This is a genomic window from Nocardiopsis sp. iso_25, assembly GCF_056173305.1.
This window is the reverse complement of record NZ_CM149667.1, coordinates 3,826,331-3,848,084: the sequence shown is the minus strand read 5'-3', so window position 1 is coordinate 3,848,084 and position 21,754 is coordinate 3,826,331. Positions and strand designations below refer to the sequence as shown.

Below are 21,754 nucleotides of genomic sequence, written 5' to 3'. Positions count from 1 at the left end.
GAACGCGAAGAACCCGGGTTCTGCCGACCGCGGCTCCGGGTCCGCGTCCTGCTCCGGGGATTCGGGCCGGTGCCGGTGAGTGAACGGCGGCGTCCCGGCCCGCTTCGGGGCGGTCCGTATCCCGGGCCGATCCGGGCGGCAGCTATCCGACAGGTTTTCGAATCCGGTGCCGTGCCCGGCCGCCCCGGCCGACAGGCCCCGGCGGGCGTCCCGCACGGAGGGCGCCGGTATCCGGTCCGACCGCAACGGGGAAAGTCGCTTCCGGCTGTCGTGCGCCGGGGTCATGATCGGCACCATCCGCGCAACGGTCACCGAGAGGACCGATGCCATCACCTGGCGTCGCTCCCCCTCGCATGTCCGCGTACGGGTTCCGAGGTCCACGACACCACCGGAGGACGCCGAGGATGCACGACACACCACTTCCCACCGCCACCGGCAGCGACACCGACGACGTCGGGGAGGGACTGTCCCTGCCCGAACTCACCACGCCCAGGTGGTGGCACTTCGGCGACCAGGCGTCCAAGGCCACCTGGGGCGTGATCGGGCGCCGCATGCCCGCGCTGGTCCGCCAGGCCTTCGCGCTGGCCTGGCGCAGCAGCCCGCGCGACGTCGTCGCGACCGCCGCGCTCAACGCGGGTGTCGGCGCCGCCACGGCCTGGGCGCTGGTGGCCACCACCGACGTGCTCGGCGCGCTCTTCGCCGCCGTGCCCACCCCCGACCGTGTCCTGGCCGCCCTGCCCTCCCTGGCGCTGCTGGGCGCGGCGCTGGTCCTGCGCGGGGTCTGCTCGGCCGCCGCCGGACGCGCCCAGGCCCGCCTGGAACCCCAGGTCGTGCTCACCGCGGAGAAGCAGCTGCTGCGTCGCTGCACCGCGGTCGAGCTGCGGGCCTTCGACGACAGCGGGTTCCACGACCACCTGTACCGGTGCTACGTGCGCGGCAGCGACGAGGCGGGGGCGCTGGTCCGGCACACCGCCGACGTGCTCACCGGGGCGGCGGGCCTGGTCGCCGCCGCGGGGGTGCTCGGCGTGCTGCACCCGGTCCTGCTGCCGCTGCTGGCCCTGGCCGTGGTCCCCCAGTGGTGGGGCTCGGCCGCCGCGGCGCGCATGCGCTACAGGATGCTCATGGCCTTCACCGAGGGGCGCCGCCGCAAGATCCTGCTGGAGAACCTCATGACCGACCGCCGCAGCGCGGCCGAGGTCCGCTCCTTCACCATGGAGGGCCGACTGCTCGCCGAGTTCGACCGGGTCGGCGGCCGGGAACTGGACATCCAGCTGGGCCTGGCCACCCGCCAGTCCCTCATCCGGCTGGCCGGGGACACCGCGGGCGGGCTGGTGACCGGCGCGGTCTTCGCGGCCCTGGCGCTGCTGCTGGTAGACGGGGTCGTGGAGATCGCCGTGGCCGGCGCCGCCGTGGTCGCCATCCGGGTCGCGCAGGGCGCCCTGGGCAACGCGTTGTCCTCCCTCACCCTGGTCTACGAGTCGGGCCTGTACTTCTCCGACTTCGTCGCCTTCGACGAGGAGGCCCGGCGGCGGCTGCCCCGGGCGGGACTGGCCCCCGCGCCGGAGGGCTTCGACGAGATCCGCGTCGAACACGTCACCTTCTCCTACCCGGGGCAGGACGGGGAGCGCCCGGCCCTGGACGACGTCAACCTGACTCTGCGGCGCGGCCGCACGGTCGCCCTGGTCGGGGAGAACGGGTCGGGCAAGACCACGCTGTCCAAACTGCTGTCGGGCCTGTACCTGCCCGGTTCCGGACGGGTGCGCTGGGACGGCACCGACCTGGCCTCGGTGGACGGCACCAGCCTGCGCGAGCGGATCGCGGTCATCGCCCAGGATCACACCCACTGGCCGCTGACGGCGCGCCGCAACGTCGTCATGGGCAGCCCCGGCGCCGACCCCGGGCGGCTGGAACGCGCCGCGCGCGCCTCCCGGGCCGACGCGGTGGTCGCCGAACTCGGCCGGGGGTGGGAGACCCTCCTGGACAAGCGCTTCGTGGACGGCGCCGAGCCCTCGGGAGGGCAGTGGCAGCGCCTGGCCGCCGCCCGGGGCTTCTACCGGGGCGACGACGGTGAGCGCACGCCGCTGCTCATCGCCGACGAGCCCACCGCCGCGCTGGACGCGCGCGCCGAGCACGCCTTCTTCTCCTCTCTGCACGCCCACGCCGGGCGCACCGGTGCCGCCGTCGTCCTCATCACCCACCGGCTGGCGTCGGTGCGCATGGCCGACCACATCGTCGTGCTCGACCGGGGCCGGGTGGTGGAACAGGGCGGCCACGCCGAACTCCTGGCCGCCGACGGGCTCTACCGCGAGCTGTGGGACCTCCAGGCCAGCGCCTACCGCTTCGCCGAGGAGGGCGAACCGGCGGCCTGACCCGGGGGAGGGTCGCGCACGGGTCCGGGAGCGGCGCCGCCCCGCCGGTCCCGGGCCCGTGCGCCCGGGCCGTGGAGGGTGTCGGGAAGGTCGGTCGCCGGGCACCAGCGCCGGTAGGGGCAGTCCAGGCAGCCCTCGCCCGGAGCAGGTGGGTGGGAGGTGTCGCCGTGCCAGGGTCCGGCGAGCCCGCGCACCACCCGCCGGGCCGTAGCACGGACCCGTGCCGACCCCGGATCCAGCGACCGTACGGACGCGCCCCGGGGGCCGAGGACCTCCAGTTCCACGGCCGAGTCCGGACCCGCGGGCAGGGCGCCGCAGGCGAAGAGCCCCACCGCCAGGGCCAGCCGGGGCTCCGCCGCCAGCAGTGCCTCCTCGTCCCCGAAGAGCGCGCCTCCGGGCGGGGCGGGAGCAGCGCCCCCGTTCCGGCAAGGAGCGTTCCCGTCCGGTGGAGGCACGTCCTCTCCCCGAGGCGGCGGATCCCCTCCCCGAGCAGGCCGGTTCCGGTCCTCCAGGAGAGCGTTCCCGCCCGGGAAGGGTCTGCCGCCGCTCGCGGGGCCCGCACCCCCGTCTCTGAGCAGGGTGTCTCCGGCCGGGAAGAGCGCGCCGTCCTCCGAGGAGGGCCTGCCTTCGCCTGAAGCGGGTGCGTCGTCGGTGGTGGTGACGGCGCGGTAGACCCAGGACCGGCCCCGGTGGTGGAGCACGTCGGCCCTGGCCAGAACCAGGACGTCGGCCCGCGTGTCGTCGGCGGCCAGCCTGTGGCCCACCCGCACGTGGCTGCCCGAGGCCAGCCCGCGCAGCGGGCAGACCCCGACGTGCGCGGCGATCATGGCGGCGCCCAGACGTGCCTGTCCACCCTCCAGCTGCCACCTCCCCGCGGACCAGGACGAGCGGTCCCCGGGCAGGTCCCCGGCCGTGCAGGGCCTTCGGGGCAGGCGCCGGTGCAGTCGCTCCAGCCAGGCGCGCACGGCGCGGTCGCGCCGCAGCCGCACCGGTTCGACGCCGGGGTCCGCGGGCAGGCCCAGGGCGTGGAAGTGCGCCCGGGCGGGACAGCCCCGGTGGCGCAGCCCCAGGGAGACCGACCAGGAGCGCCGGGGCCACGGCCCGCCACCCGGGCCGCCGCTCGGGCCGAGCAGCCCCGGCGCGCGCGGCAGCCGACCGCAGCCGCGGCGCCCCGCACAGGACAGGCAGTCCCCGCCGGGGGAGCGGGCCCCGCCCACCAGGGCCGAGCGCAGCCCCTCGCGGCCCGCCGAGGCGAAGGCCTCCCCGGCCTCGGCGGCCGAACCGTCGTAGAGGACGGCGGTGGAGGAGTCCAGACAGGAGGCCTCCACCACGCGCACCCGGTCCGGCGGCCTGACGTCGGCGCCGCCGCGCTGTCCGCGCATCGGGTAGGGGGCGCCGCCCCGGTACCGCCCGGGACGCGCCGCGCAGGCGTCGCGGTCCACCAGAGTGCCGGTGGCGAGCACGTACGCGGCCACCGCCACCTCGGCCCGCGAGCGGGCCTGCGCACCGGCCGCGCCCGTGACCGGGACGCGCAGCTCCCGGACCCGTTCCGGCCCCTGCGCGTAGGCGTACCTGCGGCCCCGGGCGCACAGCTCGTAGGGCCGGGAGTTGGGGGAGCCGGGCACGGGCAGGTACTGGCGGACCCAGAAGTCGAACACCGGGGCGCGGTGCGGGCCGTCGCGCCCGCGGTCCCCGGCCAGGCCCTCCAGGTAGCACCGCGCGGCGTGCCGGACCCAGAGCAGCACCCCCGGGTGCGGCGGCACGGGACGCCCGCCCGGGAGGGCGCGTCCCGGACCTCCCGGACCTCCCGGACTTTCCGGCACGGACAGGCGCGCGCAGGCCTCCTCCAACGCCATGCCCGCGTGCTCGACCAGGTCCAGGACGGCGTCCAGGACCGCCCCGGGAGCGTCGCGCGGCGGCGGATCCGCGCCCGGGGACGGGTCGGCGCTGAACCGGCGGTGCGCCGGGCATCCCCCCTCAGCCAGCGCCGCGGAGCCGCTGAAGACGCGGACGGTCGGTGCCGGGACGGGTTCCCCGCTGGTGCGGTCGGACATGGGCGCCTCCCCTCACCAGAAGGGTGGCACGATCGCGGCCGCGCCGCCGGAGGCCTGTGGACAACTCCGTTCGGGGGTGCTCGGCGTGTCCGGACCGGGGGATAAACCTCCGTAAAGAGTCACTCACGGTGACGTTTTCGACGCTCCGGGTGGTGCGGCGATCAACGGTGGGGAGCCCTCCCATCATGTTGAATGACGTCCATGATCGTGCGTCGAGTACTTCCCGATGAGATGAACGCCGTCAGTGAGCTGCGCGTGACGGCCTACACCGCCGACGGCCTCATGGACGTGAACCCGGCCTACGTCGAGACGCTCCGGCTCCTGGGCACGGACGGCCGCGGCGAGATCCTGGTCGCCGCCGACGAGAACCGGCTCCTGGGGACGGCCGTGTTCGAGCCCTGGTCTCCGGAGAGCGAGATCGCCCGCAACGCCGACGAGGCCGAGATCCGCGCCTTCGCCGTCGCCCCCGAGGCGCGGGGGCGCGGCGTGGGGCGCGACCTGGTCAACGCGCTCGTCGACCGCGCCCGGGAGGAGGGGGTCTCCCGGCTGCTGGTGGCCACCCTGCCCGAGATGGTCTCGACCCAGTACGTCTACCGCGCCCGCGGTTTCGAGCGGGCGCCCGAACGCGACTGGCCCGCACTGCCCGGCGTCGAGACGCTCGTCCACGAACTGGTCGTCAAGGCCTGAAGCCCGCGCGCGCCCGTCCTCCCGCCCCGGACCGGGGCGGGGGAGGGGCCGCTGTTCAGGGGATGAGCGGGGCGGGGCGCAGCTGCCGAACGGCCTCGGCCAGGGGCGCGCCCAGCGCCCCCTCCGCCAGCAGGTCCAGCACCGTGTCCGAGGCCGGGTGACCCGTCAGCCACACCGTGCGGACGAACCGCTCCGCGCACCCGGCGTACCTGTCCCGGTCCCGGCCGGGGAGGAGCCCGCCGCCCTCCAGCAGGATCGCGTAGTCGTCCAGCACCGCCCAGACCTCCTGGTGCGACGTGGGCGCCCCCGCGGCTCCGCCGCGCAGCCGCCGGGCCCACCCGCCCAGGACGGGGTGGTGCACGTACAGACCCAGCACCGGGCCCAGGTCCTCCTCCAGCGAGGCGAGCACCCGGGCCACCCGCTCACGCAGGCGCCAGGAACCGGGGGCGTCGCAGGCCTCCAGCAGGCCGCACACCGCGCTCTCGGTGTCGCGGGCGGCCACCCACCGCTCCAGCAGGCCCTCGGTGTCCACCGGACGGCCCCGCTCCGCCAGGGCCAGCACCTCCTCGGCGTCCATCCCGGACAGGGGCGGGGTCAGTGCGAGGTCGGCCCCCGTCTGGCGCAGCTGGCGCACCATGAAGTGGTCGCCGAGGCCCGTGACGCGGAACCGGCCGCCGCCGATCCCGCGGACCGCGCCCAGACCCTCCAGCGTCTCCAGCACCTGGCGCACGTGTTCCACGGGGTCCTCCCCGCGCAGGGCGATCCCGGGCCCGTACACGGCCGCCAGCTGCGCGGGCGTGCGCGCGTCCCCGTGCACGAACAGTTCGGTGAGCAGCAGGAACGCCGTCACCCCGCGCAGGTCGGTCATGGTCAGCAGGGCGTCGGCCCAGGCGTCGGCGGCCGCCCCCGGCACACCGTCCCGCCAGGCCCGCGCCGCCCGGCCCGGCAGCACCCGGGTGTAGGTGGTGCGCAGCAGACCCGCGTCCCTGGCCACGGCGAACAGCGCGGCCACCCTCGCGGGCGCGATCCCCAGGTCGGCGGCGGCCCCGGCGGTGTCGTCGGCGGTGAGGGCGTCGTCCCCCTCGGCGCACAGGGGCCTTCCCCCGCCCGTCCACGCCGCCAGCCGCGCGGCTTCGGACAGGGGTCGGCACCGGCGCGCCGCCGCGTCCAGGTCGGCCGGGTCCGCCGGGACGACCGTCGGCAGCGCCTCGGGAGCGCCGTCCGCGCCGCCGCCGAGCCGGTCCAGGAGCGGCAGGGCGGCGCTGTCGGTCGTCCGGTCCTCGGTCGGCGGCGGGCCGCCGGGCGCCAGGTCGACCGTGGCGATGGCGGCGCGCAGGCGGCGCGGGCTCTCCGCGGACAGCAACCGGTCCTGGTCGACCAGGAAGTCGCACCAGGTCAGCCAGGTGTCCCTGAGGTTGTCGGGCACGCTGTCCCAGTCGCGGACGGTGCGGGCGATGTCGTCGACGTCGGCGGTGGACCAGTCCCCGGTGTCGGGTGCGCCGGCGTCCATGTGGGCGGCCAGCAGGAAGAGCAGGCTGCCGGTGTCCAGGGCGGGCCGGGGCTCGATCGTTTCGGCCCAGTCCAGGCACGCGTGCACGGCGGAGTAGATGCGCTCGGTCATTGACAAACCACCCGAAGTGCCGTGAGCCGCTGAAACGGGATCAGATTAACCTCGGGGCGCGGGCCCGTGCGGGAGAACGCCGAAAATCGCCCCTCACCTGCGGCGAAGCTCGTCCGAAGCGGGGGAGGAGGCCGCCTCCGCACGCCGAAGCACCGGCCCTGGGCCGCTCGCACCCACGGGGCCGCCCCCGGCCGGGCGGAGGCGGTCCGGGGCCGAGGAGACCCTGACCGATTCCCGGTCTTGGCCTCCTGCCCGGCGGAGGCGGCCCGGAGCCGGGGAAACCCCGACCCGTTCCCACATCCCGGCCCGGCGCGGGCTCAGGCGCTGGTCCACCGCAGGAGCCGGTGCGCCTCGGTCGGGTCCGGGCACTCCCAGCGCCGTACCAGGCGCTCCACCGCTGCGGCCGGTACCGGCGCCGGCCTGCGGTCCAGACGGGCCCGCAGCACCCTGGGCGGCGCCTCGACGGAGACGATCTCCACGCGCGCACGGTAGGCGGCTGCCAGGTCCACGCACTGGTCGCGCAGCGAACGCGAGACGTTGGTGGCGTTCCACACGAACGACCGTCCCGCGCGCAGGTGTTCGCGTGCGCGCGCGTGCGCGGCCGCCGCCACCGGCCGCTGGTCGGCGGTCGGACGCACACCCAGCTCGGTGCGCAGCGCGTCCAGGCTCACCACCGGCACGTCCGGCCGCTCGCGCGCGATCCAGGTGTCCTTGCCCGAACCCGGCAGCCCCGACATGACGGTCACCGTCATCCGGGTGTCGTCGTGGGCGGCGTAGTCCGGGTCGCGGTCGGGCTTGCGGAAGAACCAGAACCGGGCGTGGTCGGAGGGGAACTCCCTCGGCCGGTCCAGGCACCGCTGCTCCCGGCAGTACTCGTCGTACAGCCCGATGTTCTCCAGGACCTCCGCGGTGTCGCCGCAGCGGCGGCCCAGGATGTCGGCGGTGGCCAGGAGCACCAGGTCGTCGTTGCGCGCCACCAGGCTCACCCGGAACGCGATGCGGCGCAGGTCCGGCCGCTCCAGCGCCCAGAACGGCACCTGGTGGTGGCGCACCAGGGCCGCCACGTGCTCGCGCCAGCGCACCGCCTCCAGCGCGGAGGCGGCCGCCCCGGGTTCGGCCGCGGCCTCCCACAGCAGCCGACGCGCCAGGAGGTCCCCGCGCCGCGAGTGGCCGTGCGCGGTCACCCGGCCGTCCTCCCCACGGCGGGTGCACAGCGGTTTGGCGACGTCGTGCAGCAGCACGGCGGCGAACAGCCGCTCCCGCTCCGCGGCGGGGCGGGAGCGCCACGCGGGCAGCCCGGCCAGCGCCTCGCACGCCATGCGGGTGTGCGTCTCCACGTCCCCCTCGGCGTGGTGGACCGGATCCTGCTCCACCCCGGCCAGGTCGCGCACCCACGGGAGGGCCTCGCGCACCCGGGCCCAGTCCAGGTCCCAGCGCGGCGGCGCCGGGCACAGCTCAGCGAACACCCGCATAGAGCACCTCCGGATCGGCCAGCCCGTTCGCGATCAGCGGCCGGTCCAGCCAGTGCGTTCCCGAGTCCAGGACGGCGGAGGTGAACCCCGGGCGCACCCACTTGTACCGGTCCACCGTGCGCTCTCCCTCCTCGACCTTGACGTAGAGCCCCTCCATGAGGTCGGAGCCGTCGCTCTCGGCCAGGGCGCGGCCGGGGTCGGCGCCCGCCGCCCCCGCCGCCTCGGCCAGGGCCCCGCGCCAGTGGGGGGTGCGGCAGGTGGAGGGGCCCACCAGGCGGGTCAGGTCCGCCAAACGCTCCAGCGGACCCGTGTGGAGCACGGGCACCGACACCACCGGAGCGCCCTCCAGCAGCTCCCGGCGGCGCGGCGTGGACAGGAACGCGTTCTCGCGGGTGTCGAGGACGTCGAACTCGCAGAACAGGTGCGGCAGCGCGTCGTAGAACACGGTGTGCTTGGCGTACAGCCACTCCCCGTACAGCACGTACCGCTCGCCCAGGCGCGGCCGCAGCAGCGGAGCCACGGTCGCCGCCCAGGCCTTGAACGGGGCGAAGTGCCGCTCGCGGGGGCCGCCGGTGAGGTAGTGGCCCCGGCTCTGGAGGCGCAGCTCGCCGCCGGGGCCGAAGCTGATCCCGGCGTTGGCGCCGTCCAGCTTCTCCTCCACCACCAGGTGGCGTCCGGCCAGCGCGGAGAAGGGCACGGCCGCCAGGTCGTGGTCGCCCGCCTGGAGGCGGGAGCCCCGGATGTGCCGGGTCCGCGGGTACTTGCGCATGGCCACGTTTGTACCGGTTCGTCCGGTCGCGCGGCCACCGGTTTTCGCCGCCCGGAAGGGTCAGCCCTCCGTCCGTGTCGGCAGCCCGCCGCATCAGCCGCTTCGCCGCCGGGGCCGCCCCGATGGAACCGGCCTTCCGCCAGCCCCCAGGGGGCAGGGGTCAGCGGTCCGCGACGCGGCGGTGCGCGCCCAGGGACGCGGCGTCGGCCGCCGCCAGACCCTCGTACCAGCCGTCCTCACTGGCGGGCCCGCGCACCCGCGAGTAGGTCAGCTCGCCGAAGGCCTCGGCCACGGCCGCCTCCACCTCGCGCTCGCGCGCGGCGAACACCGGCACCAGGTCCGTCCCCGTCTCGGCCGCGGCGGCCTCCTCGGCGGCGCGCGCCGACTCCACCAACCGCTCACCCACCCGTACCGCGAACGCTGACATGAACGAGGCGCGAAAGGCCTTGCCCGCCGCCCTGCCGGACCGGTCGCGCACCGAACCGCTGGCCCGCATCGCCGTCTCGGCCTGCACCAGCAGCGACGTGAACATCAGGTCCACCGCCTCCACGTCGCCCGGGAAGCCCATCACGGTGCACAGCCCCAGTTCCCGGTCCCACACGGCCCGGCAGTGGTTGGCCTCGGCGACCTCGTGCAGCAGCACCGCCTTGTGCTCGTCGTAGGGCGCGTCCACCGGCAGCCGCCGCCCCGAGGCGGCCTCCGACGCCTGCCCGGGTTCCTCGGCCAGCAGTGCGCGGTCGATGCTGTGCCGGGCCATCAACTCCTGCGCGCGGGCGCTCAGCGCCTCCGCCTCGCTGGGAAACTCCGTGGACTCGGCCTTGGCCAGCAGCGCGCGCACGCGGGCCAGCTTGCCCTGGTCCACCGTCTCCGCGGTCCGCGCGGCGCCCTCGGGGCGCGGACGGAACTCACCCGGCGGCGGGCACAGCCGGTGCACCGGCGGCAGCACGCGCAGCGCGGCCAGCAGCCGCAGAGCCGTCTCCACCGCCTCGAAGCGCAGCAGCCCGTGCCCGGCTCCCACGTGCGCCAGGTAGTCCCCGGTGCCGCCCCAGGACGGAGCTGCCCCCAGCTCGCGCACCTGCGCGGCCCATCTCGGGTCCACCGCGGCGGGGGAGTGGCGGTCGAGGTCGGCCGTCACCGCGTCGGCGCACACCGCCGCCGCCACCGGGTCCAGCACCCGGCCCGCCTGGCGGACCGTCTCGGCGGGCTGCCACCCGCGAGCCCAGGCCGAGGCCACCCCCGCCAGCAGGGCGTCGCGGACGGCGCGGTCCGCCGCCCCGGCACGCGCCGGGTCCTCGGCGTCGGCCAGCCGCGCGGCGGCCAGGTCCACGCCGCCGCCCTCCCGGCCGAGCACCAGCGCGTCGACCGCCTCCGAGACGACCTGCTCGGGGAAGTCGTCGGGCGCGGGACCGGCCCAGGGCCGGGCGCCCTGCCCGGCCGTCCGGCGGTCTCCGCCGCGCTGTCGCCCGCGGCCCTTCTTGCCCACGTGGTCCTCCGTTCGGCGCTGGTGTGCGACCAACGGGCCATTTTACCGACCGGCGGGTCCGCGGCGGGCGGGCGCGAGCCCCGGGGAGAGGTGGCGGGGGACACTCCCCGGCGCGGGGGAGTACGCCGCCGCCGGTGCCGGGGCGGGGCCGGGCACAGGCGCGGGGGAGTACGCCGCCGCCGGTGCCGGGGCGGGGCCGGGCACAGGCGCGGGGAGGCACGGGCACCCCTTCGCCCGCCGCGCCCGCAGGAGCGAGGGACCGGAGACGCTCCTCCGCAGCCGGGACCGGGGCGGGGCCGGGCACTCCTCGGCGCGGGGGCACGGACAGCCTTCGCCCCGGTCGGAAGGGCGAAGGCCCGAGGCGTTCTCCGGCCGAAGGGGCGGGCCCGGACCGCACCACCGGAACGGGAGCGCCCCGGCCGGGGGAGGAAGAGGCGCGAACGTCACCGGTGCGCCGACACCTGCTCCTCTGGGCGCGGTGAGCGGTAATCCCGCCTTGACCCTCCGTGGCACCGGGTGCCCCGTCCGGAAAGGCGGAGCTTTCCTGTCCGAAGCACGGCGGAAACACGGGGCGCGTACCGTCGCCTCGCATCCGCAGCCACTGAGGAGTCTCCATGCGCCAGGGAACCGGGACCGACGGCCGCGACGACCCCCAGGCAGCGGGGTCCGGCGGCGCCCGCTGCCCGGTCGCCCTCCCCCCGCACGGGAGCACCGGCGCCGACGCGCCCTGGGACGCGCTGCGCGAACGCCACGGCGGCCTCGTCCCGGTCGAGGTGGGCCCGGGCGTGCCCGGATGGCTCCTGCTCGGCTACCGGGAGAACCTCCAGGCCCTACGCGACCACACCCTCTTCTCCGCCGACCCGCGCCCCTGGGGCGCGGGGCCCGCCGCGCCCGCCCGCAGCGCCGCCCTGGCCCGCGACGGCGAGGAGCACCGGCGGCTGCGCGCGGCCCTCGTCGACACCCTGGCCGGGGTGGGCACGCCCCGTCTGGTCCCCGTCGTCGAACGCGCCGCCGTGCACCTGCTCGGCCGGGTCGCGGCCGACGGCGCCGCCGACCTCATCGGCGGGTTCGCCGCCCCGCTGCCCGCCCTGGTCCTCAACGAGCTCTTCGGCCTGCCCGACGCCTACGGCCGCCTGCTGGCCGACCTGGCTCCGAGGCTGTGGAGCGGCGAACCCGACCGGGCCGGTCCCGCCGCCGCCGCGATCCGCTCCTACTTCGCGGGCCTGGTCGCGCGCAAGCGCGCCGACCCGGGGCAGGACATGGCCAGCCGGCTGCTCGCCCACCCCTCCGGGCTCACCGACGACGAGGCGGCGGGGGCGCTGACGCTGCTGTGGGAGTCAGGGCACGAGCCCACCACCCACCTGATCGGCAACGCCCTGCTCCGGCTGCTGGACGACCCGGCCGTGTGGACCGCCTACCTGGGCGGCACCCTCACCCCCGAGGACTTCATCGACTACGTGATGTGGACCGACTCCCCGATCCGCATGCTCGGCGGGCGCTACCCGGTCGAGGATCTGAGCTTCTCCGGGGTCCGCGTCCGCAGGGGCGAGCCGCTGCTGCTGGGGCTCGCCTCCGCGCACACCGACCCGTCGGTGGCCCGCGGCGAAGACGCGATGGCCCGGGCCGGCGACCGCTCCCACCTGTCCTGGGGCGCGGGCGCACACCGCTGCCCCGCCACCGGCCTCACCCGCGAGCTGGCGCGCACCGCCATCGACACCGCCGTGGACCGGCTGCGCGGCATGGTCCTGGCCGTCGAACCCGAGGACCTGCGCTGGCGCGACTCCGTGGCCGTGCACGGACTGGAGGAGCTGCCGGTCTGGTTCACCGCCACCGGGGAGCGGGTCGGGCCCGTGGAGCCGGTGCGCGAGCGCGCCCCCGTGCTGCGGCGCCTGCGCAGGAAGCGCGGTCCCGCCCCGCGCGGGGCGCGCTACCAGGCGCCCCTGGCGGGGGAGGACGGCGAGCGGGCACGGGAGGAGCGGCCCGTGCCCGCTTCCGCCCCGCGGCCCCGCAGGGCCGCGCGCGGCGCCGGGGCCCGCTACCAGGCGCCGTTCGCGCCGGAACGCGCCGACCCCGACGCCCTGGAGCGGCTGCTGGCGGCCTGGCGACCGGGGGACTGACCGGCCGCCGGACCGACCGGCCGCGCGGACGGCCGGGGGCGTTCGAGTGCGCGCCACCGCGACCGGTCGCGGTGGCGCTGGCGGCCCGCCCCGCGTCGGCTACCCCTCGTCGGGGTCGACCACGACCAGTTCGGGGTGGAAGGCCCCGGGGTCCTCCAACAGGGGCTGGTCCCCGCCGCGCAGGTGGTGGTCGAAGAACGCCAGGCTGTAGGTGCGCACCAGCTCCAGGCCGCGCTCGACCCCGACGTCGCCGAACACGGCCCGCCACTGCTCGGGGGTGAGGACGCCGGTCAGGCCGAGCTGCTCCATCAGCACGCCGCGGTCGATGCTGTTGGAGTGCCCCGATCCCTCCATGCGGATCCACTGCCGCCAGCCCTCCAGGCGCGGCCACATCTGCTCGACGCCGTCCCAGGTGTTGCCCTGGCCGTTCTCGATCAGCGCCAGCGGCTTGTCCAGCCCCTCCTCCACCGCGGGCGGGTAGTAGGGGCCGTCCAGGTTGATCCCGGCGTCCACCCGATCCTCGGACCGGAGCGTCTCGGCGGTGGCCGTGCCGCCCCAGGAGTGCCCGGCCATCCCGATCCGGGAGGCGTCGATGACCCGCGACCACCGCCACGCGGGGTCGGGGCCGGTGAGGCGGTCCAGGAGGAAGGAGACGTCCTCGGCCCGGTTGGTCGAACCCAGGGCCCACTCGCCGCTCTGGCACCCGGTGCACTCGGTGACCAGCCCGTCGGGGAACTCCACGGGCGCGGCCTCGTGGGCGTGGTCCACCCCGGCCACCACGAAGCCGTGGCTGGCCAGCTCCTCGGCCAGCGAGGACAGCTCGATCCGGTTGTGCCCCGCGCCGGGGGACAGCACCACCAGCGGGAACCCGTCGCGGGTGCGCGCGGGCGGCACGTCCAGGCGGGAGGAGGTGCGCACCCCGCTGTGCAGGAGGTCGGCGGGCAGGTCCAGCCCCAGCCCCGCGACCATGGCGGCGGACTCGGCCTCGGTCATGTACGGCGCGGGGCGGCCCGCGTCCACCCGTGCCGGGTACCACAGGGTGACCATCAGCTGGCGGGGTCCGCCCACCCACACGTCCTCGCGCCCCCCGTCCACCAGGTGCAGGGTCGTCCTGCCCACCGGGTGCTCCCCGGTGGGCTCGGGCAGGGCGGCCCGGAGGGCGTCGGCGGAGGCGCCGGAGGGGCCGGTGTCGGCCGCGGCCGTTCCGGACGCGGCCAGGGAGAGCGGCAGCGCCAGCGCGGCGGCCGCGGCGAGCGCGGTACCGGACCGGAGCGCCCGCGAGGAGGGGGAGGGGTGCGGTGAAGGGGGCATGGTGTCCCGTCGTTCGGTGCCTTCGTGGTCACCGCCCACGCTAGGAAGGGCGGCCCGCCCGGCGCCATCGGGACCTCCACCCCCCTTCCCCGGGGGTGCCCCGGAGGAGGGGGGTGGGGAAAGCCCCACCCCCGGGGCTCCCATCAGCGGGTTGGGGGCTTGGGACCCACCGGACCGCGGTCCCGCCTGCCGCCCGGTCTCGGCCGGCCGGATTCGGGAGGCCGATTCCGCCGGAGTGCGCTCGCGTCCCCGGGGGCGGCCCTCCCCACCGGGTCCGGGGGCCGCGTCCGCCGGGCCGCGCCTCCACCCGCGGGGCCGCCCGCGCCTCCGCCCCCGTCACCGGGTTCAGGAAGCGGGTTCCACCAGCAGCACCTCCAGCGTGCGCGGGCCGTGCACCCCCTCCACCCGGTTCAGTTCGATGTCGCTGGTCGCGGAGGGGCCGCTGATCCAGGTGAGCGGGCGCGACGGGTCCAGGAGCCGCACCGCCTGCGGAACCCCGTCCACCACCTGGTCGGCGCGCACCACGCACAGGTGGTAGTCCGGCACCAGGGTGACGGCCCGGCGCCCCTGGCCCGGACCGCCGTCCAGGACGATCGTGCCGGTCTCGGCGACGGCCACCGCGCAGCCGGTGACCACGCCGTCCACGCCGGTGAGGTCGGTGACCGACAGCGGCTCCTCACGCGAGTCGGACAGCCGCTCGGCGCGGGTGTGCGCGAACCACTCCGGCGGCGCGTCCGCCGGGACGACCACCCGCTGCGCCCCCCGGCGCTCCAGCGCGGCGGCCACCTCGACGGCCAGGCGGTCGGAGCCCACCCGGCGCACCAGTGCCCGGTAGTCCAGCAGCCGGTCCTCCAGCACCTCCAACGAGGGACCCACACCGTGGCTGTCGGCGTAGCCGCGCCCCGCCTCCCGCACCGGCGACTCGTCGGCGGGCACGTCGGCCAGCGCCCTCCTGACCCTGGCCAGGATCCGCTCGCGGCTGCTCATCGGCCCTCCCCATCGCGCCTGTCCCACCACTGGCGGAAGGACTCGGCCGGAACGTCGGGCACGTCCCTGGTGTCGGTCCAGGCTCCGGCCGGGCCCGGCAGGTGGCGCGGGACCGCGCGGCGCCCCAGCCCCGCCGCCCGCTGGACCGCGCCCAGCGTCCGCGGGGAGGACAGCACCACCTCGGCGCCCGCCATGAGCGCCCTCTCCGCCGCGTGCCCGGAGCGCTGCGCGACCTCCTCGCGCAGGTGCACCAGCACCTCGGGGATGTCGATGGCCACCGGGCACACCTCGTAGCAGGCCCCGCACAGCGAGGACGCGTAGGGCAGCGCCTCGTCCACCGGCGAGGACATCCCCCGCAGCTGCGGGGTGAGGATCGCGCCGATCGGGCCCGGGTAGACCGAACCGTAGGAGTGCCCGCCGGTGCGCTCGTAGACCGGGCAGGTGTTCAGGCACGCCGAGCAGCGGATGCAGCGCAGCGCCTGGCGGCCCACGGTGTCGGCCAGCACGTCGGTGCGGCCGTTGTCCAGCAGCACCAGGTGGAACTCCTGGGGGCCGTCGCCCGGCGTCACCCCGGTCCAGGTGGAGGTGTAGGGGTTCATCCGCTCGCCGGTGGAGGAACGCGGCAGCAGCTGGAGGAACACCTCCAGGTCCGACCAGGTCGGCACGATCTTCTCGATGCCGACCACGGAGATCAGCGTCCGGGGCAGCGTCAGGCACATGCGCCCGTTGCCCTCCGACTCCAGCACCACGAGCGTGCCGCTGTCGGCCACCGCGAAGTTGGCCCCCGAGATCGCGGTGCGGGTGCGCAGGAAGCGTTCGCGCAGGTGCACGCGGGCCGCCTCGGCCAGCGCCCGGGGGTCGTCGGTCAGGCCCCGGGGCGCGGGCACGCCCCACTCGGCCATCTGCTCCAGGAAGATCTCGCGGATCTGGGCACGGCCCAGGTGGATGGCGGGCACCAGGATGTGCGAGGGCAGGTCCTCGCCCAGCTGCACGATCAGCTCGGCCAGGTCGGTCTCGTAGGCGGTGATCCCGGCGGCGGCGAGGGCGTCGTTGAGCTCGATCTCCTGGGTGGCCATCGACTTGACCTTGACCACGTCGGTCTCGCCGGTGTCCCGGACCAGCCGGGTGACGATCTCGTTGGCCTCGGCCGCGTCCGAGGCCCAGTGCACCCGTCCGCCCGCCCGCTGGACGGACTCCTCCAGCTGTTCCAGGTAGCGGTCCAGGTGGCGCAGGGTGTGCTCCTTGACCGCCGCTCCCTCCGCCCGCAGGCGCTGCCAGTCCTCGTGCAGCTCGTCGACGACGGCGGCGCGCTTGTCGCGGATGGTGTGCGTGGCCCTGCGCAGGTTGTGCCGCAGCCGGGCGTCGTTGACCGCGCCCGCGGCGGCCTCGGGAAAGGGCGGGATGCCCAGGAACGTCGCGCTCATCGGTATGCGCCCTCCTTCTCGTTCGCCTTCTCGGTGCTGGCCAGGATCTCGGCCAGGTGCGCCACCCTCATCCCCGACCGCTGCCGGGACAGGGTGCCGCCGATGTGCATCAGGCAGGAGTTGTCCACCGCGCACAGCACCTCGGCACCGGTCTCCACGGCGTGGCGGGCCTTGTCCGCGCCCATGGCCGAGGACACGTCGCCGTTCTTGACCGCGAAGGTGCCGCCGAAGCCGCAGCACTCGGTGGCCCCGGGCAGCTCCACCAGCTCCAGGCCGCGAACGGCGCGCAGCAGCCGGTAGGGGCGGTCGCCCAGGCCCAGCATGCGCAGCCCGTGGCAGGTGGGGTGGTAGGCCACCTTGTGCGGGTAGTAGGCGCCCACGTCCGTCACGCCGAGCACGTCCACCAGGAACTCGGTGAGGTCGTACACGCGCGGGGCGAGGTCGGCCACCTTGCGCGACAGGCGGCTCCCGCTCGCGCCCAGCCGCGGGTAGTTGTCGCGGACCATGGCCGCGCAGGAGGCGGAGGGGACCACGACGGCGTCGGCGCCCTCGAAGGTGCGTACGAAGCGCACGGCCAGACGGCTCGCCGAGCGCCGGTAGCCGGTGTTGTAGTGCATCTGCCCGCAGCAGGTCTGGCCCTCGGGGAAGACCACCTCGTGCCCCAGGCGCTCCAGGAGGCGCACGACCGCCCGCCCGGTGTCGGGGAACAGTGTGTCGTTGACGCAGGTGATGAACAGCGCGATCCGCATGTGCCTCCTTCGTGCCCCGCCGACCGGCGCGCGCGTGCGGACCCCGCAGGGTCGGCCCACGCGGTGCGCTGCCATGGCGGAACTGCTCGCCACGAGCCTGGGGTGGTCGGACCACTTTCGCACGCCGGAAAGCATCTGGGCAATAAGGAGGGTGAAAAGGGTGATGCGGGGCGAGGTGGTGGAGAATTGGTATGATCTCTTGGCGGCGGAGGTGACGCGGGTCACGCGCACACCCGGCCCCGCTCCCGCCCCGTCCCGGCCCCGTCTGGCCGACGGACGACCCGGGCCACTGCGCAGACTGGAGGGATCTTCCGTGAGCGACCCCGACGCCGGGCGCACCACCGTCACCCGGCGCGCCGCCGACCGGATCAAGGCGATGATCGCCGACGGGCGGGTCGGACCGGGGGAGCGCCTGCCCACCGAACGCGACCTGTCCGCGCAGCTCGGGGTGTCCCGCAGCTCCATGCGCGAGGCCATCCGCTCCCTGACCACGCTCGGCGTCCTGGAGTCCCGCCACGGCGCGGGCGTCTACGTCACCGCGCTGCGCCCCGCCGACCTGCTGGAGACCTTCTCCGTCCTGGCCGAGGTCTCCCAGGGGCACACCCTCCTGGAGGTCCTCCAGGTGCGGCGCATGCTCGAACCCGCCGCCACCGCCCTGGCCGCCGCGCGCGCCAGCGCCGAGGACCTCGACCGCATCGGCGCCCTGCTGGAGCGGATCGAGGGCGGGGACGACACCTCCCGCGCCGACACCGTCGCCGCCGACCTGGGCTTCCACCAGGCCATCGTGGCCAGCACCGGCAACGCCACCCTGGCCGCGGTCAACGACGGCCTGTCCTCGCGCACCTTCCACGCCCGCGTGTGGGCGGGGCACCGGGAGGCCGGGCTCACCGCCAAGCTGCGCGAGGACCACCTGCGCATCCACGAGGCCCTGGTGGCGCGCGATCCCGACGCCGCCCGGGCCGCCGCGACCGTGCACGTCCTGCGCGTGGAGCGCTGGCTCAGCGCGGACCTGGCCGACTGAGCGCCGCCGTTCCGCCGCGCCTCCCCGTTGCACCGCGCCGACACGCCTTCGGCTCAACCGCGCCGCCGGGCTGTCGTTTCGCCGCGCTGCCGTTCCGCCGTTGTGTGGCGCCGACGCCCTCGCGGCTCAGCCGGGCCGCCTGCCGCGGTCGCGGACCCTGTCGGCGAACTCCTCGGCCCGCAGCAGCCGCGCCAGGTCCTCGCGCCGGGCGGTCGGCGGGCGCTCCCCAGCGGCCTCTGGCGCCCGTTCGGGGATCTCCTGGTCCAGCTCCGCGTCGATGCCCAGGACGTCGTGGTCCTCGATCTCCTCGATCCGGTGGCCCTCCGGGAAGTAGCGCAGGAAGTCGGCCACCGCGGAGTCCTGGTCCGCGGCCCCCACGTCCGTGTCCGCCTCCACGTCGTCGTCGTAGCCGGGGTCCCAGGACCCCGTGTCGAACTCGTCGAAGCCCTCGGTTGACTCTGTCACCGGCGTCCCCCTCACGCTCGGTTCCCCACTCCGATCATGCCCGCTCCGGCCGGAGGACGCCAGGGGCTGATGCGAGGGCAGAGGCGGGTGCGAAACCGGACAAGGTGACTCACGGTAGGCTTCTGCCGCGCTGTCCGATATGTGAACGGAGCCCCCTCTGTCGTGCGCGAGCGCGTTCGAGCCATCGTCGACGCCCCCTGGTTCCAGGCCTGCGTCATCACCCTCATCCTCGTCAACGCCGTCATCCTCGGCGCGGAGACCTCACCCCGTGTGACGGACTCCTACGGCGGCCTCCTGCGCGCCGTCGACCTGACCATCCTCGCCCTGTTCGTCCTGGAACTGGGGATGCGGATGTACGCCCACCGGCGGGCGTTCTTCCGCGACCCCTGGAGCTGGTTCGACCTGGTGATCGTCGGCATCGCGCTGCTGCCCGCCTCCGGCCCCTTCTCGGTGCTGCGGGTCCTGCGCGTGCTGCGGGTCCTGCGCCTGCTGTCGGTGATCCCGACCCTGCGCCACGTCGTCACGGGCCTGTTCCGGGCCCTGCCCGGCATGATGTCCATCCTGTTCCTGGTGATGCTGCTGCTGTACGTGTCGGCGGTCATGGCCACCGAACTCTTCGCCGACGTCTCACCGCAGTACTTCGCCGACCTGCCCTCGTCGCTGTTCACCCTGTTCCAGATCGCCACCGCCGACGGCTGGGGCACCATCGCCAAGGACGTGATGGAGCACAAGCCCATGGCGTGGGTGTTCTTCGTGGTCTTCGTGCTGGTGTCCACGCTGGTGGCGCTCAATCTGTTCATCGCCGTGGCCGTGGAGGCCCTGGAGAAGGACGACGAGGAGAACGGCGGCGGTGGCGGGGGCGGCGGCTCCGCGGGCTGGACGGGCGGGGACCCCGACGACGGCGGCCCCGACGGGGGACAGGCCGTGATCCTGGCCGAACTGCGCGCGCTGCGCGCGGAGGTGGCCGTGCTGCGGCGGGAGCGCGAGGAGGAGGCCAGCGGCCTGCGCTGAGCGGCGCGCCCGAACCGGTCCCGCGCCGCGCGCGAAAGTCCGCGACCGGGCCTGTGGACAACCGCCGCGGGCCCGGTTTTTCGTGGGACTCTTGTGTTCGGAAGCACAGCCGCGCACCGCGGGCGGCGCGCGGACCGAGCACCCGCGCCGTGCCGCCGGAGCGCCGACCGACGAGGAGCCGCCGGATGTCTGCCAGTACACCTCTTCCGCGCGCTGAGGACACCGGAGAACGCGCCCGCCCGGGCGTTCCCCTGGACCAGCGGGACGAGTGGACCGCGCTGCGCGAACACCGCGGGCGGTGGGGCTCCACCGGCCTGCGCGAGCTGTTCGCCGACGACCCCGGCCGGGCCGAACGGTACACGCTCGACGTCGGCGACCTGCACGTGGACTACTCCAAGAACCTCGTCACCGACGAGACCCTGCGCCTGCTCGCCGACCTGGCCGGGGCCACCCGGGTCGCCGACCTGCGCGACGCCATGCTGGGCGGCGAGCACGTCAACCTCACCGAGGACCGCGCCGTCCTGCACACCGCCCTGCGCGCGCCGCGCGGGCAGGTGGTCAGCACCGACGGCCGCGACGTCGTCCCCGAGGTCCAGGAGGTCCTGGACCGGATGGCGGAGTTCGCCGACCGGGTACGCGCACGGGAGTGGCTGGGCCACACCGGCCGACCGGTGCGCCGGATCGTCAACATCGGCATCGGCGGCTCCGACCTGGGGCCGGCCATGGCCTACGAGGCGCTGCGCCCCTACACCGACCGCGGGCTGGAGTTCCGGTTCGTCTCCAACGTGGACGGCACCGACCTGCACGAGGCGCTGGTGGACGCCGACCCGGCCACGACGCTGTTCGTGGTCGCCTCCAAGACCTTCACCACCATCGAGACCATCACCAACGCCACCGAGGCCCGCACCTGGCTGCTGGACGGGCTGGGCCTCAAGAGCGACGATGACGACGGCGCCATCGCCAGGCACTTCGCCGCCGTCTCCACCAACGGCGAGGCGGTGGCCGAGTTCGGTATCGACACCCGCAACATGTTCGGCTTCTGGGACTGGGTGGGCGGCCGCTACTCCTACGACTCCGCCATCGGCCTGTCCCTGATGGTGGCGGTGGGTCCCGAGCGGTTCCGGGAGATGCTCGCCGGATTCCACCTGATGGACACCCACTTCGCGACCGCCCCCGTCGAGCGCAACCTGCCCTTCCTGCTGGGCCTGCTCGGCGTGTGGTACGGCAACTTCCACGACGCCCGGACCCACGCGGTGCTGCCCTACAGCCACCACATGTCCAAGTTCACCGCCTACCTCCAGCAGCTCGACATGGAGTCCAACGGCAAGTCGGTGCAGCGTGACGGGCGCCCCGTCCACTGGCAGACCGGTCCGGTGGTGTGGGGCACCCCGGGCACCAACGGCCAGCACGCCTACTTCCAACTGCTGCACCAGGGCACCCGGTTCGTGCCCGCCGACCTCCTCGGCTTCGCCAACCCGGCCCCCGACCTGCCCGAGCACCTGGTGCCCCAGCACGACCTGCTCATGGCCAACCTGTTCGCCCAGGGGCAGGCGCTGGCCTTCGGCCGCACCGCGCGGGAGGTCGCCGCCGAGGGCGTGTCCGCCGACCTGGTCCCGCACCGGACCTTCGAGGGCAACCGGCCCACGACGACCATCCTCGCCGACCGGCTCAGCCCGTCGGTGCTCGGGCAGCTGGTCGCCCTCTACGAGCACAAGGTGTTCGTCCAGGGTGCGGTGTGGAACATCAACTCCTTCGACCAGTGGGGCGTGCAGCTGGGCAAGGTGCTGGCCAAGCGGGTCGAGCCCGCCCTCACCGAGGGCGCCGACGTGTCCGGCCTGGACGCCTCCACCACCTCCCTGGTGCGGCGCTACCGCTCCATGCGCGGCAGGGACTGACCACGGCCGGGGGTGGTGCGACCGGCGGGTCCCGCCGGTCGCACTGCCCCGTGGGCCCGGTTCCTCTTTCCGAGGGGCCCTGTGCCACTCGGAAGCGGACGGGGCTGAGGTGGCGAGACCGCCAGCGCGTCCGGAGAGCAGGAGCGGTTGAGCGGGGGAGGGGCCCTCCGCGCGTTCCAGGGCCGCTTCTCCACGGACGTCCCCGGCGGCGGGGAGCGCCCGGCCCGGTCCTTGCGTACGCTGACGCGGCCGGTGGGACCGGGGGAGAGGGCGGAGAGAACCGTTCCGGACGCTTCCGGGTAACTCCGCCGAGGGCCTG

16 protein-coding genes are annotated in these 21,754 nt (G+C 75.5%); 6 read left to right on the top strand and 10 right to left on the bottom strand.

Annotated elements, in window-relative coordinates; genetic code table 11:
* Positions 1-404: 404 nt before the first annotated feature.
* Positions 405-2,369: an ATP-binding cassette domain-containing protein gene (locus AC0VX6_RS16700; RefSeq protein WP_274973623.1), complete on the top strand. Its 1,965-nt coding sequence runs from the start codon at positions 405-407 to the stop codon at positions 2,367-2,369.
* On the opposite strand, the gene AC0VX6_RS16695 is transcribed toward AC0VX6_RS16700, so the two are convergent.
* Positions 2,333-4,423, bottom strand: a complete 2,091-nt coding sequence (locus AC0VX6_RS16695) for a hypothetical protein (RefSeq protein ID WP_274973622.1) — start codon at positions 4,421-4,423, stop codon at positions 2,333-2,335. The two genes, AC0VX6_RS16700 and AC0VX6_RS16695, sit on opposite strands and share 37 nt — an antisense overlap.
* Positions 4,424-4,654: 231 nt before the next feature.
* Between AC0VX6_RS16695 and AC0VX6_RS16690 the strand changes: the two genes are divergently transcribed.
* On the top strand, positions 4,655-5,110 hold the full coding sequence (locus tag AC0VX6_RS16690; RefSeq protein WP_274978166.1) for a GNAT family N-acetyltransferase: 456 nt from the start codon (positions 4,655-4,657) through the stop codon (positions 5,108-5,110).
* Between the two features lie 55 nt (positions 5,111-5,165).
* Here AC0VX6_RS16690 and AC0VX6_RS16685 read toward each other — a convergent pair whose 3' ends face one another.
* From AC0VX6_RS16685 to AC0VX6_RS16670, 4 genes are all read right to left on the bottom strand, one after another.
* The gene (locus AC0VX6_RS16685) at positions 5,166-6,731 is read right to left on the bottom strand and encodes a hypothetical protein (protein ID WP_475465081.1); all 1,566 of its coding nucleotides are present in this window, start codon (positions 6,729-6,731) and stop codon (positions 5,166-5,168) included.
* A 317-nt stretch (positions 6,732-7,048) separates the two neighbouring features.
* A complete protein-coding gene (locus AC0VX6_RS16680; protein WP_274973620.1) occupies positions 7,049-8,203 on the bottom strand; it encodes an AAA family ATPase in 1,155 nt (384 codons plus the stop codon).
* Positions 8,187-8,972 (bottom strand): RNA ligase family protein, encoded by a 786-nt coding sequence (locus tag AC0VX6_RS16675; RefSeq protein WP_274973619.1) that lies wholly within the window; start codon positions 8,970-8,972, stop codon positions 8,187-8,189. The genes AC0VX6_RS16680 and AC0VX6_RS16675 overlap by 17 nt, the downstream gene beginning before the upstream one ends.
* A gap of 160 nt (positions 8,973-9,132) precedes the next feature.
* Positions 9,133-10,455 (bottom strand): DUF2786 domain-containing protein, encoded by a 1,323-nt coding sequence (locus tag AC0VX6_RS16670; protein ID WP_475469377.1) that lies wholly within the window; start codon positions 10,453-10,455, stop codon positions 9,133-9,135.
* A gap of 614 nt (positions 10,456-11,069) precedes the next feature.
* On the opposite strand from AC0VX6_RS16670, the gene AC0VX6_RS16665 reads away from it, so the two are divergent.
* Positions 11,070-12,572: a cytochrome P450 family protein gene (locus AC0VX6_RS16665; protein WP_475465079.1), complete on the top strand. Its 1,503-nt coding sequence runs from the start codon at positions 11,070-11,072 to the stop codon at positions 12,570-12,572.
* Positions 12,573-12,671: 99 nt separating this feature from the next.
* Here the strand turns inward: AC0VX6_RS16665 and AC0VX6_RS16660 are convergent, their stop codons facing one another.
* The 4 genes from AC0VX6_RS16660 to AC0VX6_RS16645 form a co-directional block, all read right to left on the bottom strand.
* A complete protein-coding gene (locus tag AC0VX6_RS16660) occupies positions 12,672-13,883 on the bottom strand; it encodes an alpha/beta hydrolase family protein (RefSeq protein WP_475465077.1) in 1,212 nt (403 codons plus the stop codon).
* Positions 13,884-14,228: 345 nt separating this feature from the next.
* Entirely contained in the window at positions 14,229-14,870 is a 642-nt protein-coding gene (locus AC0VX6_RS16655; RefSeq protein WP_274973616.1) for a LutC/YkgG family protein, read from the bottom strand.
* Positions 14,867-16,294, bottom strand: coding sequence for a lactate utilization protein B (locus AC0VX6_RS16650; protein ID WP_274973615.1), 1,428 nt, complete (start codon positions 16,292-16,294; stop codon positions 14,867-14,869). Before AC0VX6_RS16650 ends, AC0VX6_RS16655 begins: the two co-directional genes overlap by 4 nt.
* Positions 16,291-17,043, bottom strand: a complete 753-nt coding sequence (locus AC0VX6_RS16645; protein WP_274973614.1) for a (Fe-S)-binding protein — start codon at positions 17,041-17,043, stop codon at positions 16,291-16,293. The genes AC0VX6_RS16650 and AC0VX6_RS16645 overlap by 4 nt, the downstream gene beginning before the upstream one ends.
* A gap of 313 nt (positions 17,044-17,356) precedes the next feature.
* Here AC0VX6_RS16645 and AC0VX6_RS16640 point away from each other — a divergent pair, with 313 nt between their 5' ends.
* Positions 17,357-18,064 (top strand): FadR/GntR family transcriptional regulator, encoded by a 708-nt coding sequence (locus AC0VX6_RS16640; protein WP_047871998.1) that lies wholly within the window; start codon positions 17,357-17,359, stop codon positions 18,062-18,064.
* Between the two features lie 126 nt (positions 18,065-18,190).
* Here the strand turns inward: AC0VX6_RS16640 and AC0VX6_RS16635 are convergent, their stop codons facing one another.
* Positions 18,191-18,529 (bottom strand): hypothetical protein, encoded by a 339-nt coding sequence (locus tag AC0VX6_RS16635; protein ID WP_475465074.1) that lies wholly within the window; start codon positions 18,527-18,529, stop codon positions 18,191-18,193.
* Positions 18,530-18,691: 162 nt separating this feature from the next.
* On the opposite strand from AC0VX6_RS16635, the gene AC0VX6_RS16630 reads away from it, so the two are divergent.
* Positions 18,692-19,540 (top strand): ion transporter, encoded by an 849-nt coding sequence (locus AC0VX6_RS16630; protein WP_274973612.1) that lies wholly within the window; start codon positions 18,692-18,694, stop codon positions 19,538-19,540.
* A gap of 185 nt (positions 19,541-19,725) precedes the next feature.
* The gene (gene pgi, locus AC0VX6_RS16625) at positions 19,726-21,435 is read left to right on the top strand and encodes a glucose-6-phosphate isomerase (protein ID WP_274973611.1); all 1,710 of its coding nucleotides are present in this window, start codon (positions 19,726-19,728) and stop codon (positions 21,433-21,435) included.
* Positions 21,436-21,754: the final 319 nt, after the last annotated feature.